The sequence below is a fragment of the Streptomonospora sediminis genome, from assembly GCF_054778995.1.
Window position 1 is genome coordinate 1 of record NZ_BAAGYZ010000006.1, and the last position, 15,125, is coordinate 15,125.

Below are 15,125 nucleotides of genomic sequence, written 5' to 3' on the forward strand. Positions count from 1 at the left end.
AACCGCCCCAGCGACACCCGCCCCGTATCGCGCGCCTCGCGCAGCAGCAGCGACGTGATCAGAAAACCCGAAATCACGAAGAAGACGTCGACGCCGACGTAGCCGCCGGGCAGCAGGTCGTGGTCGACGTGGTAGACGAGCACGAGCGCGACCGCGACGGCACGCAGCCCCTGCACCTCGGGCAGGAACCGGCGTGCGGAGCGGGCACTGGTCGCAACGGGAGAAGTATCGGGCGCGGGGTGTGTTCGCAGGGCCACGGAATGCATTTCGTGACGGGAGTACTGGACTGGGGACGGGCGGCACGGGGCCGGTGGGCGGCGGGCGAAAGAACCCCCATGGTGCCGTAACCTTTTCGTTACATACAAGGCGTCCAGCGCACTTTTCTGGGAGTTTTCTCAGAAAATTATAGGCACACTCTCAGCCCACATGCACCGGCCGCCCCGTCCGGCGCACCCCGATCGCACCGGACGGCCGGAAACCGGCCTGCACAGCGGCCACCAACAGCACCCCGCCAACGCACGCCCGCCGCAGCCCGCACAGGGGAAGGCAACCAAAGCACCAGTGGGCAACGGCGGCGCGAAGAACAGGACACGGGAGAACGGAGAAACGCCGAACCCCGCAACAGCCGCACACACACCGGCATCGGCGCCGGGCCGCCGCGACACCGCCACCCGGACGTGGGACGCTGCCCCAGCACCCGCCCGCCGCACTGGCACCGCCCATCGGACACCGGCCCGCCCAACGACATATGTCTCACATCACAAGAAACGGATATCGAAGACTGAGACACATTGCTAGGTTGCGACCATGGCAGCAACCCACTGGGACCCCCACCTCTACGACGACCGCCACGCATTCGTCACCAACTACGGCAACGACCTCCTCGACGAACTCGCCCCCCGCCCCGGCGAACGCATCCTCGACGCCGGATGCGGCACCGGCCAACTCACCGCCGCCCTCGCCCAAACCGGAGCCCAACCCGTCGGCATCGACTCCAGCCGGCAGATGATCGACCGCGCACGCCAACGCCACCCCCACCTCGACCTGCGCGTCGCCGACCTGCGCAACCCCGGCCTCGAACCCGGATTCGACGCCATCCTCAGCAACGCCGTCCTGCACTGGATCCCCGACGCCCCCGCCGCCGCAACCGCCATGGCCGACGCCCTGCGCCCCGGCGGCCGACTCGTCGCCGAACTGGGCGGCGCCGGCAACGTCGCCACCATCCGCAGCGCCTCCCGCACCCTGCGCAACGAACTCGGCCTGCCGCAAGCCGCCGAAACCTGGTACTTCCCCGGCATCGACGACTACTCCACCGTGCTCACCAACGCCGGCCTGCACGTCACCGGCGCCTGGCTGTTCGACCGCCCCACCCGCCTCGACGGCGAAGACGGCCTCACCACCTGGCTGCAGATGTTCGGCACCCACCTGCTCGACGGCTCCCCCGACCCCGACGGCTTCGCCGCCCAACTCTGCGAACGACTGCGCCCGGTACTGCACCACAGCGGCAGCTGGTGGGCCGACTACCGCCGCCTGCGCATCACCGCACGCAAACCCGCCGACTGACCCCGGACACCTCCCCCGCGCACCCGGAACCCCCGAACCGCCCTGCGGTTTACCGGCGGCCCTGGCCGCTGCCGGACCCCTCCATTGCCCGGTTCCCGCTGCGCCCGCCGCCGCCCGGCCCTAAGGTGATCCCATGGTGTGGCAACGAGATGTCGATCTGGTGGTCCCGCTCTGGCAGGGCGGCGACGACGTACGCGTCGCCGCGGGAGCCGGAGCACTGGCCCGGATCGTCCCCACCCACGCCGGACGGCTGCACACCGCCGTCTCCGAGGACACCCGCCGCACCCGCGACCGCATCCGCAACCTCGACACCCTCGCCGAAACCACCCGGCGCATGCGCGAACGCCTCACCCGCCGCGACCCCGCCCGCATCCTCACCCTCGGCGGCGACTGCACCAGCGACCTCGCCGCCGCACAACACCTCGCCGCCCGCCACCCCGCCATGACCGTCTACTGGATCGACGCCCACGGCGACCTCAACACCCCCACCGAATCCCCCAGCGGCCTCGCCCACGGCATGGCCCTGCGCACCCTGCTCGGCGAAGGCCACCCCGACCTCACCGGCCCCGCCCGCACCGCCCTGTCGCCGCAGCAAGTGGTACTCGCCGGCGTCCGCGACCTCGACCCGCCCGAACAGGCCTACATCGCCGCCAACACCATCACCGCCCTGCCCCCGGCCGCCCTGGCCGCCGACCCCGAACGCCCCACCGCCGGCCGGCCCGCACGCTCCCCCGCCTACGTACACCTCGACATCGACGTCTGCGACCCCCTGGAAATCCCCGCAGTGTCGCTACCCACCCCCGGCGGCCCCGCCACCACCACCCTCACCCGCACCCTCGCCGCAATCGCCGCCCACCACACCATCGTCGGCATCGCCATCACCGAATACGCCCCGGTGATCGAACACGACCAGGACCGCCTCACCGCCCTGCTCGGCGGCCTCGACCTGCTCGACTAGTGCCGCTCTCGCACGGCCGAGGAGGGAGTATCCCTCACTGTGCGGGCTCCGCAAGCTCCGCAGAATCGCCTCCCCTACTGTGCGGGCTCCGCAAGCTCCGCAGAATTGCACAGCGGGGCCCAGCGGGGGCCCAGGTGGGTCCCCTTTCGACCGTCCCTAACGGGCGGCTTCGCCATTGTGCCCGCCAGGGGCCCAGAGAACGCCGGAGAACGCCGCGAGAGTGGGAATCCCTACCCGATACGGCCGCGCAGTAGGGCAGCGACCCACCGAACACGCCCTGACCCTGCCACCCGCCCGCGGCGTCTATCCTGCGGGGATGGACCTCATGATCGTGTGCCAGGCGTGCCAGGGCAGCGGGTTGCGCGTCTCGGTCATCGGCTACTCCGGCAGCGACCTCACCGGCGAAATGGTCGTACCGCGGCGCTGCCGCGAATGCACCGGCGCCGGCCGCGTCAGCAGCACCGGCTGGAGCACCGGCTCCGAACCCGACGACGACGGCCCGCCCGCCCCCCGCTGACCGCGCCACCGCCCCGGCCCACCAGCCCGCCGACCCGCCGACCCGCGGGAAAAGGGCAACCGCCCGGATCACGCCAACCGCAGCCACCCGGTGCGCACCCGCCAGTGCCGACCCGCCCGCACATGGTCCACAACCGCGCGCTCCAACCGCGTGCCCCGCGGCGCCCGACCGGTATCGACCGCCGGCAACCCGCACACGAACCGGAACACGTCGGCATCACCCAACACCCCGCCACCGCCCTCTTCCCCCACCAGCTCGAACCGCCGCTGAAAACCGAGGATGTTGGACGACTCCGGCAGGTACTCCGCCAACTGCGGATCCAGCAGCCACGACGAACACGCCGCCACCGGATAATCCACCCCGAAACAGCCGCCGAAGAAACCCCGCGCACGCGCCAACGACGCCGACACCGCCGCCGCATCCAACGGCCCCGCAGCGGGAATGTGCAACCGCAGCACCGGCGCACCCCAAGCCAGCTCCGGCCCCAGCGCTGCGGCCTCCTCGCGCCCGTACCAACTCACCGCACCCCCGGCACCGACCCGATCGGGCTCATACTGCAACCGCCCCAGCTCGTACAGGCCCGCGCGGAAATGCAACGCCGCCCACGTCGCCGTCTCCAACCCCAACCGCCCGAACATGGCCCGGGTCTGGGCGACATGGCGCCCCACATCGGCCAACGTCGCCGCGGTCACCGCACCCGGAACCCCCCACCGGGCATGCTCGGCGCACACCAGCGGCACCGCTGCGGCCAACGCCACCAGCACCGAACACCGCACCCGCGGATCCTCCTCGTGCACCAGCACCGGCCAATCGCGCCACCCCCGCAGCCCCCCGGCAAGATCGGCCGCCAACCGCGCATACATCCGCTCCACCAACCACACCAGCTCCGCAGGCCACGAACCATCCGGCCACAACGCCACCAGCGCATCCTCGTCCTCAACCGCCAACCCCAGCGGCGCCATCGCCCGGCGCGCACCCGATACCGGCGGCAACTCCATCCCACCCGCCGGCAGCGCCACCCCGGCCGCCTCAGCGAACCACGCCCCCGCCTCCGCACCCAACCCCAGCCGCCGAACCGCCTCATGAGCCTGCATGGCCCCATCCTGCCGCCCCCACCCGGCCCGCACCACACCCCCGCCGCACCCACCCGGCCCGCAAGTGGGAGTCACGTCACAGCAGGGGACATACTCTGATACGAGAACCACCGAACACCACCCACCACCGGACAAGGGGACGACCACCGATGCCCGACCCGGCGCAGCAGGTACGCGACTGGCTCGCCACCTACGACTCCCCCACCGCATCAGTGGCCGAACTCCTCTGCGACCGCCACCCGCGCGACCGCGTCGCCCTCACCGAGATCGGCCCCGACCTCACCACCCGCGACCTCACCTACGGCGAACTCGCCGACCGCTCCAGCGCCCTGGCCGCCGGCATGGCCGCCATCGGCATCCAACAGGGCGACCACGTCGCCACCATGCTCGGCAAAGGCATCGACCTCGCCGTCAGCGCACTGGCCACCTGGCGCCTCGGTGCCGTCCACGTCCCCCTGCTGACCGCATTCGCCCCCTCGGCGATCGCCCACCGCCTCACCCACCCCGCCACCCGGCTGTTCATCTGCGACGCCGACCAGCGCCCCAAGCTCGACCCCGGCCCCGACCTGCCCGCACAAGCCGACCGGCACATCGCCACCACCGCCACCGCGCCACTGCGCACCGGCGACCACACCCTCGACAGCCTCACCCGGCTCGGCGCCGGCGCACCCGCCCCCGAAACCGCGGTCGGCGGCAGCGCCACCTTCGCCCTCATGCACACCGCCGGCAGCGCCGGCCCGGCCAAGGGCATCCCCGTGCCCGTACGCGCCCTGGCGGCCTTCCACGCCTACCACCACTACGGCCTGGACGTCACCGACGACGACGTCTACTGGAACACCGCCGACCCCGGCGGCGCCTACGGCCTCTACCACGGCCTGATCTCACCGCTGCTGGCCGGGCACCGCACCCTGCACCTGCGCGCCGGCTTCGACCCCGAACTCGTCCTGGACGTGCTCGCCAGCCACCAGGTCACCAACCTCGCGGCCTCGCCGACCGTCTACCGGTCCCTGCGCGCGATCCTGAAAACCCTGCCCGCCGAGATCGCGGTGCGCAGCCTCTCCAGCTCGGGCGAACCGCTGGGCCCCGACGTGCTGGCGTGGGCACGCGACGTGTTCGGCATCCCCGTGCGCGACCACTACGGCCAGACCGAGCTGGGGATGTGCGCGGGCCACCCCGGCCACCCCGACCTGGCGGCCGAACCCCGCACCGACTCGCTGGGCGCCGCACTGCCCGGTTGGAGCACCACCGTGCTCGAACCCGTCGCCGACGAAGAGGCACCGCCCGGCGCGTTCGGCCGTATCGCGGTCGACACCAAGGCCAGCCCCCTGATGTGGTTCACCGGCTACGTCAACGCGCCCACCGCCACAGCGGCGCGCTTCACCCCCGACGGCCGCTGGTACCTCACCGGCGACACCGGCACCCGCGACCGCGAGGGCAACCTGTACTTCTCCTACCGCGACGACGACGCCATCCTCAGCTCCGGCTACCGGATCGGCCCGTTCGACGTCGAAACGGCGCTGCTGGAGCACCCCGCGGTGCAGGAGGCCGCGGTCTACGGAATCCCCGACGACCTGCACGGGCAACTTGTGGCCGCCACAGTGGTGCTGCGCGAGGACACGCCGGCCGACGACAGCCTCGCCGAAGACCTGCGCGACATCGTGCGCACCCGCTTCGCCACGCACGCCTACCCGCGCCGCATCACCTTCGCCGACCAGCTGCCCAAGAGCCCCTCGGGCAAGATCCGGCGTTCGCGCCTGGGCCCGCCGCGGCGGTAAGGCCCGCCCGGCACGCGCACCTGCCGAGCGGCCTGCGCTCAGTGCTCGGCCAGCGCGGCGGCCACCAGCTCGTCGATGCGCGCGGCCAGCTGCATATCGGCCTCGGTGATCCCGCCGGAGGCATGGGTGGTCTGGTGGAAGGTGATCCGGTTGTAGCGGATGTCGATGTCGGGGTGGTGCCCGGCCTCCTCCGCTGCGTGGGCGACCGAGTTGACCACGTGGATGCCGCTCAGGAAGTCCGGCATCTTCACTGTGCGCCGGATCGCGTTGTCCTCGCCGGCCCGCTCCCAGCCGTCGAGCCGCTGCAGGCCGTCGGCGATCTGCTCGTCGCTGAGTAGCGCCATGGGTGCACTCCTTGGGCGTGTGGTGATCGATGGTTCGGTTGCGAGGGGTGTCCTACCGCGTTGGCGGCCGCGGCAATCGCGGTGAACGGGGAAGCGGCCTGAAACGAGCACCTTTACGATGTAGATTTCTAATGGTTGTTACGTTGAATGCCGATCTGCGGCCGCCGGGTTCAGGCCTGGTCCTCGGGATCCAGCGGGACGCCGGGCGGGTAGTCCTCTTCGTCCAGGTCCACCGTTGGCACGCCCCCGCTGGGCGTGGGCCCGGACGTGGGCTGGGATGTGGGTTGCGCGGTGGGCCGGGAGGTGCCCTCCTGGCCCGGGGTCGGCTCGCCGGTCTCGTCCGGGCTCGGCGACGAGTTCGGCGGCGGGCTCCCACCCGGCGAATACTGGGGCTGCTGGGCGGGAGGGCGGCCGGCCTGCACCGAGTAGCTCTGCAGCAGCAGGAAGATCATCACCACCAGCACGGCGAACAGCAGCAGCGCCACCAGCAGCGTGATCACCACCGGCCAACTGGTGCCCGCCTTGGCGCCCGCGCGGCGCCGGACACCGGCAGGCGCCCACGGCCAGGCCGCCGGCGCCCACGACGCCGACGCAGGCGCGGTAGCACCGCGCCCGGTCCAGTGGGGCGCGTACGAGGGCGCACCGGCGGCACTGCCCGAGCCCGCGCCCGCAATGGCCACCGGCTCCAGGTAGGCCTCGGCCCCCCGGGCACCGCCACCGCGCACGGCCACCCACGACGCGGTGCGGCCGGACAGGCTGAAGGCCAGGACCTTCGGCGGATCCGCCACTCCCGTGCCGCTGCGCACCGCGGCGGTGAAGCGGTCGCGTGCAGCGGGGTCGGCGGAGGCGCCCTCGCTGAGCATGGCCACGCTGACCTGCCGCCCGCGGGAGTCGCGGGCGAGATAGACAACGCCTTCGGCACCGGAACCGGCCCGGTCGCTGAGCCGGAACGGTCCGAGCTGGCGCGGGTCCGCGTCGTGCAGGGGCACCCCGGGGGCCTCCTCTCGCCCTCAGTGCGGCCGTGGTCGCATCGCCGCCGATGCCCGGAACGACCGGTTCCTCACGGCCCGAGCGGGTAGCATCGCCGATGCGTGACCATCAACGTACCCGGCGGCGGAGCAGCGGCGCCTCCACCGCCCCTGGAAAGGCTGGCAACATGGCCGAATCCGACCTTCCGGGCGTCCAGGATCCGGAGGCCGGGCCGCGCGCCCGCGGCGGCGAATCCACCGGCGGACCCACCCGCCTGCTGCGCGCCGCCCTGCAAGAGGTCTCCACCGTCATCGTCGGCCAGGACCAGATGATCGAACGCAGCATGGTCGCGCTCATCGCCCGCGGCCACTGCCTGCTTGAGGGCGTGCCCGGCATCGCCAAGACACTGGCCGTCTCCACCTTGGCCAAAGTCACCGGCGGCTCGTTCGCGCGGGTGCAGTTCACCCCCGACCTGGTCCCCTCCGACATCGTGGGCACCCGCATCTACCACCCCTCCACCGAGCAGTTCGACGTCGAACTCGGACCGGTCTTCGCCAACTTCGTGCTGGCCGACGAAATCAACCGGGCGCCTGCCAAGGTGCAGTCCTCGCTGCTGGAGGTCATGGCCGAAAAGCAGGTCTCGCTGGGCGGCACCACCCACCCCCTGCCCGACCCTTTCATCGTCATCGCCACCCAGAACCCGGTGGAATCCGAGGGCGTCTACCCGCTGCCCGAAGCCCAACGCGACCGGTTCCTGATGAAGGTCGTGGTCGAACACCCCGGCGCGCACGAGGAGATGGAGATCCTGCGGCGGATGGGCTCGCGCCCGCCTGAACCCCACCAGGTACTCGACCCGGTCACCCTCCAGGAACTCCAACTCGACGCCGAACGGGTCCACGTCCACCAGCTCATCGCCGACTACGTCGTGCGCCTGGTCATGGCCACCCGCGAACCCGAGAACTACGGGGTGCCCGAACTGCGCCGGGTGCTGGAGGTCGGCGCCAGCCCGCGGGCCAGCCTGGGCCTGATGGCCGCGGCCCGCGCCCTGGCCCTCATCCGCGGACGCGACTACGTACTGCCCGAGGACGTGCGGATGCTGGCGCGCGACATCATGGCCCACCGGCTGGTGCTCACCTTCGACGCGCTCGCCGACGGTGTCACCACCACCCAGATCATCGACCGCGTGCTGGCCACCGTGCCGCCGCCCCGCGTCATCTGGGACGACCCGCCCAGCGGCGACCACGCCGCCATGGCCGCGCAGTAGGCCCGCCCCATGCCCCAGCAGCACCCCGCCGCCCTCGGGACCGACCCGCGGATGCACGAGGCCCTGCACCGGCTCGACCTGCGCATCGTCCGCCGGCTGGAGGGACTGCTGCACGGCGAACACCTGGGTCTGCGGGCCGGCCCCGGCAGCGAACCCGCCGAAGCGCGGATGTACCAGCCCGGCGAGGACGACGTGCGCCTGATGGACTGGTCGGTCACCGCCCGCACCACCCAGCCCCACGTCCGCGACCTGGTCGCCGACCGCGAACTCGAAAGCTGGACCCTGCTGGACCTCTCTGCCAGCATGGACTTCGGCACCGTCGCCGAACCCAAACGCGAGATCGCCATCGGCGCCTTGGCCGCGGTCACCGTGCTCACCCAGCGGGTCGGCGACCGCTTCGGCGCCCACTTCCTGCACCGGGGCAACATCCGCCGCTGGCCCGCCCGCTCGGGCAAGGCGGCGCTGATGTCGCTGCTGTCCACGGTGGCGGCCGCACCCGAGGGCGGCACCGCCGACGCCCACGGCGCCACCCTCACCGACGCCCTGGAGGACCTGGCCCGCACCCGCACCCGGCGCGGCCTGCGCGTGATCGTCTCCGACTTCCTCGACACCCCTCCCGAGGCCGCCTCGGCGCAGTCGCCCGCCCCCTGGGAGCGCGCCATGCGCACCCTGGCGACGCGCCACCAGGTGCTGGCGATCGAAGTACTCGACCCCCGCGAACTCGACCTTCCCGACATAGGATTGGTCACCATGCAGGACCCCGAATCCGGGCGCACCCGCGAGGTCCGCCTCACCCAGCGAGTCCGGCGCGACTACGGCCGCGCCGCACGCGAGCAGCGCGCCGCCGTGCAGGCGGCGCTGCGCCGCTGCGGCATCCCCCACCTGACCCTGCGCACCGACCGCGACTGGGTCGCCGACATGGCCAGGTTCGTCATCGAACAGCGCCGCACCGCCCACCGGCTGTCCCGCCACACCCCGGCCGTACCGCGCTGATGCACTCGCAACCGGCGCGCGCAGGCGGGCGCCGGCACCGCACCGACCGTTGCCGGACCCGTCCGGCAACGCGACCAGGCAGGCACGCAGAAAGGACGACCGGGTGACCTTCCTATCCGCAGGATGGCTGTGGCTGCTGCTCGCCCTGGCCGCGCTCGTCGCCGCCTACGTCGTGCTGCAGTCCCGCCGCCGCCAGGACACGTTGCGGTTCACCAATCTCGCACTGCTGGACCGGGTCGCCCCCAGCCGCGCCGGCTGGCGCCGCCACATCGGCGCAGCGCTGTTCTTCGCCGCCATCGCGGTGCTGATCGGGGCGATGGCCCGGCCCGCGATGCCGGTCGAGGTGCCGCGCGAACGCGCCACCATCATGGTCGCCATCGACGTGTCGCCCTCAATGGCGGCAAACGACGTCGACCCCAACCGGCTCACCGCCGCCAAGGAATCCGCCCGCGGGTTCGTCGAGTCGCTGCCCGACCGCTTCAACGTGGGCCTGGTGGTCTTCTCCTCGACCGCCAGCGTCGTCTCCTCCCCCACCCAGGACCACCAGGCCGTCACCGACTCCATCGAGAACCTGCGGATGTCGCCGGGCACCGCCATCGGCGAAGGCGTGTTCACCTCACTGGAGTCCATCGGCTCCTTCGACGAAGAGGCCGGCCGCAAACCGCCGCCCTCGGCGATCGTGCTGCTGTCCGACGGCGAAAACACCAGCGGACGCCCCATCACCGCGGCAAGCCGGGCCGCCTCCGACATCGGCGTACCGGTGTCCACCATCGCCTTCGGCACCGGCGCCGCCATCATCGAGATCGACGGCGAACCCGTCGAGGCCGACATCGACAAGGGCGCTCTGGAACAGCTGGCGGCCAACACCTCCGGCTACTTCTACGAGGCCCAGTCCGAAGCCGAACTCAGCGACGTCTACGACGACATCGGCTCCTCCCTGGGCAGCGAGACCGTCGACCGCGAGATCGTCACCGTGTTCGTGCTGGCCGCCCTCATCCTCGCCGTCATCAGCGCCGCCGCATCGATGGTGTGGAGCCAGCGCGTCCCCTGAGCCGGCCACCGGCGGCCGGGCCCCGGCCGGCACCCGCCGGAGCCGGCCCCGGAGTGGGGTTTCTCGCTCCTGCGCGCCCCGCACCGGGCCGGGCCCGGCCCGGTCCCGCAGGCCGCGATCCGGCCGCCGCACCCAGCACCGCCGCGCCACCGCCGATGCGCTCAACGCAGCACAACACCGGTACAGGCCCGGCGGCCGGCACGGCCCGGCGGGCCTGGCCGCTTCCGGCCAAGGCGGATCCGCAGCCGCACCGGCCCCGGTCCCAGGGGCACAGGTGCGGCCCAACGCACCCGCCTGCGCGGCGCCGGCCCGGGCCCGCAGACGGCTCCGGCACCGCGTTTGCCCAGTTCGCCCGCTATCGTGGTGCTGTTTGCCCCCACCCTGGGACGACGGAAAAGGAACGATGCCGCCAACAACCCCCGCACCCGAGGCGATCTTCTTCGACCTCGACGACACCCTGCTCGACGACCGCGCCGCCAGCTCGGCGGGCCTGCGCGCGATCATGGAACGCCTCGGGCACCCGGACTTCCCCGCCGCACGCACGCTGTGGGACGTCCAGACCGACATCTCCTTCGGGGCCTACATCGACGGCCGCCTCACCCTGTGGGAGCAGCGCCGCGAACGGGTACGCGCCCTCGCGGTCCAGGCCGGCCACGCCAACCTCGCCGACGAGCACTGCGACGACCTCTACCAGCGCTACCTCGCCGCCCACCGCTCGGCCTGGGCCCCGTTCCGCGACGTCGCAGGCGTGCTGGGCGAGCTCGGCCGCCGCGGCCTGCGGCTGGGCGTCATCACCAACGGCATCGAGCAGCTGCAGCACGACAAGCTCGCCGCACTGGAGCTCACCGGCTACTTCCACACCGTGGTCTGCGCCGACTCCGCCGGAGCGGGCAAACCCGACCCCCGCATCTTCGAACTCGCCTGCCAGCGCATCGGCACGCCGCCCGAACGCGCCTGGCACATCGGCGACCAGGTGCGCGCCGACGCCCTCGGCGCGGTCTCGGCCGGCCTGCACCCCGTGCTGATCGACCGGCACCAACGCAACGAGGCCGCCGAGCACGACGTGGCCACCGTCACCGGACTGGAGGAAGTACTGCACCTGGTGCACAGCGCCCACACCGCCGCTCCCGCGCCCCAGGGCGGCCGCACGGCCGACACGGGCCCGTGACCGGCCCGCGGCAGGCGCGGCGCACCAGCGCCCACCTGGTCCTGGTCGACGCCGCGGGCCGGGCGGTGCTGCCGCAGGGCCAAGAGCCGGGCGGTGAGCACCTGCCCGGCGACCGGGTCCGATTCGGCGACGATCCCGCTGCGGTCGCCCGCGCCGCGGCCGGACTGCCCGCGGAGGTTCCGGTGGAGCCCTGCGAGATCCGCACCGAGCTCGCCGGGGCCGGTACGGCCGGCGGCCCGGTCGACCTGCACATCGACCGGCTGTACTACACCGCTCCGGTCTCCGCCGCCCCGTCTGCGCCGGCCGGGCGCAGCGTCCCGGTCCGCGCGGCGGTGGCCCTGCCCGCGCGCCCGAGTGCCGAGGAGCTGGCCGAGGACGAACCGGGCGGGCAGCAGCAGGAAGCGGGCGAGGAAGCCACGGCCGGGGAAAGGTCCGGCGCCGCTCCCGGCGGCCCGGTACTGCGCCGGTTCTCCTGCTACGGGGTTGTCACCGACCCCGCCGGACGCATCCTGCTGTCCCGTATCGCCCCGGGCTTTCCCGGCGCCGGCACCTGGCACCCGCCCGGCGGCGGAGTCGACCACGGCGAGACGGCCCGCGCCGCGCTGCGCCGGGAGGTCGCCGAGGAGACCGACCAGGACTGCGGCGTAGGCGAGCTCATCGCGATCACCCACCACCGCCGCACTCGCGAACTCGGGCCCCAGAGCCCGCAGACCGACGTGTATGCGGTGTGGGTGTTCTTCCACGCCCACGTGGCCGATCCCCGGCCGCTTCAGGTGGTGGAGGTCGGCGGGTCCACCGAGGACTGCGCCTGGTTCGGCGCCGAGGACCTGACCGGCATACCGCTCTCGGCCACGGCCCGCTGGGCCTTCACCGAGCTGTCGCGGATCGGCTCGGCCGCGCTGTAAACACGGCGGCCCCTCCACCGGGCCGCGGCCGGGCGGCAGGGGCGGTGCCGAAGGTGTGCGCGACAGGTGCGCGCGACACGTGCGGGCTGAAGGACTCACCGCCATGCGAGGCGCCGGTCCGGCCGCGGCCCAGTCGCCGCGGCCGGACCGGTCGGACACCAGAGAACGGCATGCCCGAACCGATCATGGCGACAGCCCAGGAGTTGGGCGGCCTGCGCGGGCGCCGCGTTCTTGCCACCGGTGGCAGCAAACGAATCGGGGGCGCCGTCGCCTCCCGGCTCGCAGCCGCAGGCGCGGCGGTCGTCGCGACGGCCAGCAACGATCCCGGGGTCCTGCCGCCCGCAGTGCATTCCATTTCAGCCGACCTCGGCACAAGTACCAGGCCGTGTTTCAGGTAGCGGGTGAGTCTTGGGCGGCTAGCTCTTCGGCCAGTTCCATACAGCGCAGGCGGGCCGGGGAGACGTCGTAGGGCAGCTTGCCGGTGGCTTCGAACGCGCTCATTGAGTCGGCGTCCCTCCTGCCAGAGCTGAGACCGGCCTCGTCATCGGCGGTAGCAGGATGCCGACTGTCCCAGGCGTCGAAGAGTGCATCGTCGTCGTTGTCCAGGCCGGAATCCTCGATGGCGGCCTGCAGGGCGCTTTCGAAGGCGTGCCGCTCGACGGCCACTTCGGCCACCCGTGGATCATCGATGGCGACGCCGTCGTCGAGTGCCTCCTCGGCGGCATCGATGCGGTCGGAATCCTCCCGCAGAGTGGGATGTGTGGCCAGGACGATGAAGCGGGTGGCGCGGATGGCCGCGCCGAGCGGGCCGAAGATCCGCTCGGTGACCAGCAGACTATCGAGGTCCGCCTGACGCAGGGAGCCCTCGGGCAGGTCCTTGAGGCGTTCGGTGACGAATTCGGAGAGCAGGCCCATCCGGCTGCCTTCGGTGCGCATCCGCTGCACAGCGGTCCGTTGCCGCCGCAATTCCGCCTCCTGCTCGGCGAGGGTTTCCTCCAACCGCTCCAGGGCGCCCGCGACACCGTCTCCGCCGTCGGCACCGGCGGAAGCCGTGCCGGTGGAAAGGGCGTCACGGATGTCTTCCAGGGCGATCCCGGCGTCGGCCATCCTGCGAATCCACAGCAGGCGGATCATGTCCTCATACCCGTAGCGGCGGCGGTCATCGGCGCCCCGCTCAGGCTCGGGGAGCAGGCCGATCCCGTGGTAATGGCGAATCGCCCGTGGCGTACTGCCGACGAAGGCCGCCGCGTCACCGATCTTGACCTGGCGCGGTGGCATGAAGGACGAATGCATGAGCAGGGACCTTTCTTCATGGACCAGGACGTAAGTCCACACGACCACATGCCGCTACGGAAGATGCAACCCCGCACACTCCGCCCCGCGCCAACACCGGCAAATGCGCCCTTCCCCCGCGATGACCGTAGGGCGGCCGTTTGCTGCTGGGGCATCCGCGCGACGGCAGCCATCCCGCGGCGGAACGTTTACCGCCCGCCGGGCCGGGCCGCGCGTTCGAATGCCCGCGCCTCCGCCGCTGCCACCAGGCGGTCCTGTTCGTTGCCCAGGGCGGCGCGGTCAGCCGCAGCGGCTTGCCGCAGAGCTCCGCGCCGTCCGCTCCGGGTGGCCGGCGCCAGGGAGGAACCGCGGCCCAGCCCGTTCTCCTCACCCAGCGCCTCCAGCGCGTCGCGGAAACGTCTCAGATGGACGCGGCGGACAGCGAAGTAGAGCGTCATCACAACGGCGAAGTTCACCAGTGCCTTGAACACGGCTCCGCCCGCTTCGTGGAGAACCGGCAGGTTCATGAACGAGTGCATCGCGAGGGCGAGCACCACCAGCAGCAGGGCGGCCGACACGGTGCGGGCCCGCGGCCGCCAGGCCGCCGCCGCGATCAGGCCCACGGCGGTCCCTGCAGCGGCCGACAGCGCCCAGTGGGTGCCCAGCCCCGTGAGCAGGACGCGCATGACCGCCGACTGCACCACCGCTTCGACCCCGCCGAGGCCGCCGTGCCCGGTCACCTCCTGCACGGCCATAAAGACGTTCTCCATCATCTGGAACCCCAGCCCCACCAGGGCTCCGATGACGAAACCGTCCACGGGCCCCCGAACGGCGCAGGGGAACGCGACAGCAATGAGGACGATGCCCGCGAGTTTGAGGAGTTCCTCGTCGACCGGGCCCGAAATGGCTGCGCCCCATACCTCCGCCGCCTGCGGACCCACCGTCTTGGCGAGGATCGAATCCAGCGCGGCGTTGGCGAACAGGGCAAGCCCGGTCGCGGCGAACAGCCCCCACGCCGCGGCGGCCAACGAAGCCGCGGTCCCAGGAGCCCGCACCGGCCGGATACGGCGCAGCAGCCAGTATCCGAACACCAGCACGGCGCCGCTGATGAGGGACGCTGCCACCCACACCGCAGGGAAGGCCACGGCGACACCGACCAAACGCAGCGCCGGCGAACCGAAGGCGAACAGGCACACAGCGGCGATCACAAGGAGCGCGGCCCGCTCCGGCCCGGCCGGCCGCCTCCTCCCCC

General features: G+C 72.3%; 15 protein-coding genes. 9 read left to right on the forward strand and 6 right to left on the reverse strand.

The genetic code is table 11. From position 1 onward, the window contains the following. Window positions 1–266 (reverse strand): acyltransferase family protein (locus ACYVD5_RS02715; protein ID WP_460999262.1); only part of this gene is annotated, 266 nt, incomplete at its 3' end. Between the two features lie 541 nt (window positions 267–807). Between ACYVD5_RS02715 and ACYVD5_RS02720 the strand changes: the two genes are divergently transcribed. From ACYVD5_RS02720 to ACYVD5_RS02730, 3 genes are all read left to right on the forward strand, one after another. Continuing rightward, window positions 808–1,563 carry a class I SAM-dependent methyltransferase gene (locus tag ACYVD5_RS02720; protein ID WP_460999263.1) on the forward strand — a complete coding sequence of 252 codons (756 nt, stop codon included), beginning with the start codon at window positions 808–810 and terminating at the stop codon, window positions 1,561–1,563. 133 nt (window positions 1,564–1,696) lie between these two features. Beyond that, complete coding sequence (locus tag ACYVD5_RS02725) at window positions 1,697–2,521, forward strand: arginase family protein (RefSeq protein WP_460999264.1); 825 nt, start codon at window positions 1,697–1,699, stop codon at window positions 2,519–2,521. A 316-nt stretch (window positions 2,522–2,837) separates the two neighbouring features. Beyond that, window positions 2,838–3,038 (forward strand): hypothetical protein, encoded by a 201-nt coding sequence (locus ACYVD5_RS02730; protein ID WP_460999265.1) that lies wholly within the window; start codon window positions 2,838–2,840, stop codon window positions 3,036–3,038. A gap of 68 nt (window positions 3,039–3,106) precedes the next feature. Here the strand turns inward: ACYVD5_RS02730 and ACYVD5_RS02735 are convergent, their stop codons facing one another. Then, entirely contained in the window at window positions 3,107–4,132 is a 1,026-nt protein-coding gene (locus ACYVD5_RS02735; RefSeq protein WP_460999266.1) for an acyltransferase domain-containing protein, read from the reverse strand. Between the two features lie 149 nt (window positions 4,133–4,281). On the opposite strand from ACYVD5_RS02735, the gene ACYVD5_RS02740 reads away from it, so the two are divergent. Beyond that, entirely contained in the window at window positions 4,282–5,907 is a 1,626-nt protein-coding gene (locus ACYVD5_RS02740) for an AMP-binding protein (protein ID WP_460999267.1), read from the forward strand. A 38-nt stretch (window positions 5,908–5,945) separates the two neighbouring features. Here the strand turns inward: ACYVD5_RS02740 and ACYVD5_RS02745 are convergent, their stop codons facing one another. Both ACYVD5_RS02745 and ACYVD5_RS02750 read right to left on the reverse strand, forming a co-directional pair. Beyond that, window positions 5,946–6,251: a 4a-hydroxytetrahydrobiopterin dehydratase gene (locus tag ACYVD5_RS02745; protein WP_460999268.1), complete on the reverse strand. Its 306-nt coding sequence runs from the start codon at window positions 6,249–6,251 to the stop codon at window positions 5,946–5,948. Between the two features lie 170 nt (window positions 6,252–6,421). Further along, window positions 6,422–7,240, reverse strand: coding sequence for a hypothetical protein (locus tag ACYVD5_RS02750; protein WP_460999269.1), 819 nt, complete (start codon window positions 7,238–7,240; stop codon window positions 6,422–6,424). Window positions 7,241–7,407: 167 nt separating this feature from the next. On the opposite strand from ACYVD5_RS02750, the gene ACYVD5_RS02755 reads away from it, so the two are divergent. From ACYVD5_RS02755 to ACYVD5_RS02775, 5 genes are all read left to right on the forward strand, one after another. Further along, window positions 7,408–8,484 (forward strand): AAA family ATPase, encoded by a 1,077-nt coding sequence (locus tag ACYVD5_RS02755; RefSeq protein ID WP_460999270.1) that lies wholly within the window; start codon window positions 7,408–7,410, stop codon window positions 8,482–8,484. Window positions 8,485–8,493: 9 nt separating this feature from the next. Next, window positions 8,494–9,477, forward strand: a complete 984-nt coding sequence (locus ACYVD5_RS02760; RefSeq protein WP_460999271.1) for a DUF58 domain-containing protein — start codon at window positions 8,494–8,496, stop codon at window positions 9,475–9,477. 103 nt (window positions 9,478–9,580) lie between these two features. Next, entirely contained in the window at window positions 9,581–10,528 is a 948-nt protein-coding gene (locus ACYVD5_RS02765; protein WP_460999272.1) for a VWA domain-containing protein, read from the forward strand. 403 nt (window positions 10,529–10,931) lie between these two features. After that, on the forward strand, window positions 10,932–11,696 hold the full coding sequence (locus ACYVD5_RS02770) for an HAD family hydrolase (protein WP_460999273.1): 765 nt from the start codon (window positions 10,932–10,934) through the stop codon (window positions 11,694–11,696). Continuing rightward, a complete protein-coding gene (locus tag ACYVD5_RS02775; RefSeq protein ID WP_460999274.1) occupies window positions 11,693–12,601 on the forward strand; it encodes an NUDIX hydrolase in 909 nt (302 codons plus the stop codon). Before ACYVD5_RS02770 ends, ACYVD5_RS02775 begins: the two co-directional genes overlap by 4 nt. 390 nt (window positions 12,602–12,991) lie before the next feature. Here ACYVD5_RS02775 and ACYVD5_RS02780 read toward each other — a convergent pair whose 3' ends face one another. Both ACYVD5_RS02780 and ACYVD5_RS02785 read right to left on the reverse strand, forming a co-directional pair. Next, complete coding sequence (locus ACYVD5_RS02780; protein ID WP_460999275.1) at window positions 12,992–13,894, reverse strand: MerR family transcriptional regulator; 903 nt, start codon at window positions 13,892–13,894, stop codon at window positions 12,992–12,994. 188 nt (window positions 13,895–14,082) lie between these two features. After that, window positions 14,083–15,069: a PrsW family glutamic-type intramembrane protease gene (locus tag ACYVD5_RS02785; protein ID WP_460999276.1), complete on the reverse strand. Its 987-nt coding sequence runs from the start codon at window positions 15,067–15,069 to the stop codon at window positions 14,083–14,085. Window positions 15,070–15,125: the final 56 nt, after the last annotated feature.

Excerpts from the sequence above, each read along its gene's own strand:
- ACYVD5_RS02760 (WP_460999271.1), top strand. The coding sequence starts at position 8,494 with ATGCCCCAGCAGCACCCCGCCGCCCTCGGGACCGACCCGCGGATGCAC.
- ACYVD5_RS02755 (WP_460999270.1), top strand. The coding sequence starts at position 7,408 with ATGGCCGAATCCGACCTTCCGGGCGTCCAGGATCCGGAGGCCGGGCCG.
- ACYVD5_RS02745 (WP_460999268.1), bottom strand. The coding sequence starts at position 6,251 with ATGGCGCTACTCAGCGACGAGCAGATCGCCGACGGCCTGCAGCGGCTC.
- ACYVD5_RS02735 (WP_460999266.1), bottom strand. The coding sequence starts at position 4,132 with ATGCAGGCTCATGAGGCGGTTCGGCGGCTGGGGTTGGGTGCGGAGGCG.
- ACYVD5_RS02740 (WP_460999267.1), top strand. The coding sequence starts at position 4,282 with ATGCCCGACCCGGCGCAGCAGGTACGCGACTGGCTCGCCACCTACGAC.
- ACYVD5_RS02725 (WP_460999264.1), top strand. The coding sequence starts at position 1,697 with ATGGTGTGGCAACGAGATGTCGATCTGGTGGTCCCGCTCTGGCAGGGC.
- ACYVD5_RS02720 (WP_460999263.1), top strand. The coding sequence starts at position 808 with ATGGCAGCAACCCACTGGGACCCCCACCTCTACGACGACCGCCACGCA.
- ACYVD5_RS02780 (WP_460999275.1), bottom strand. The coding sequence starts at position 13,894 with ATGCATTCGTCCTTCATGCCACCGCGCCAGGTCAAGATCGGTGACGCG.
- ACYVD5_RS02770 (WP_460999273.1), top strand. The coding sequence starts at position 10,932 with ATGCCGCCAACAACCCCCGCACCCGAGGCGATCTTCTTCGACCTCGAC.
- ACYVD5_RS02730 (WP_460999265.1), top strand. The coding sequence starts at position 2,838 with ATGGACCTCATGATCGTGTGCCAGGCGTGCCAGGGCAGCGGGTTGCGC.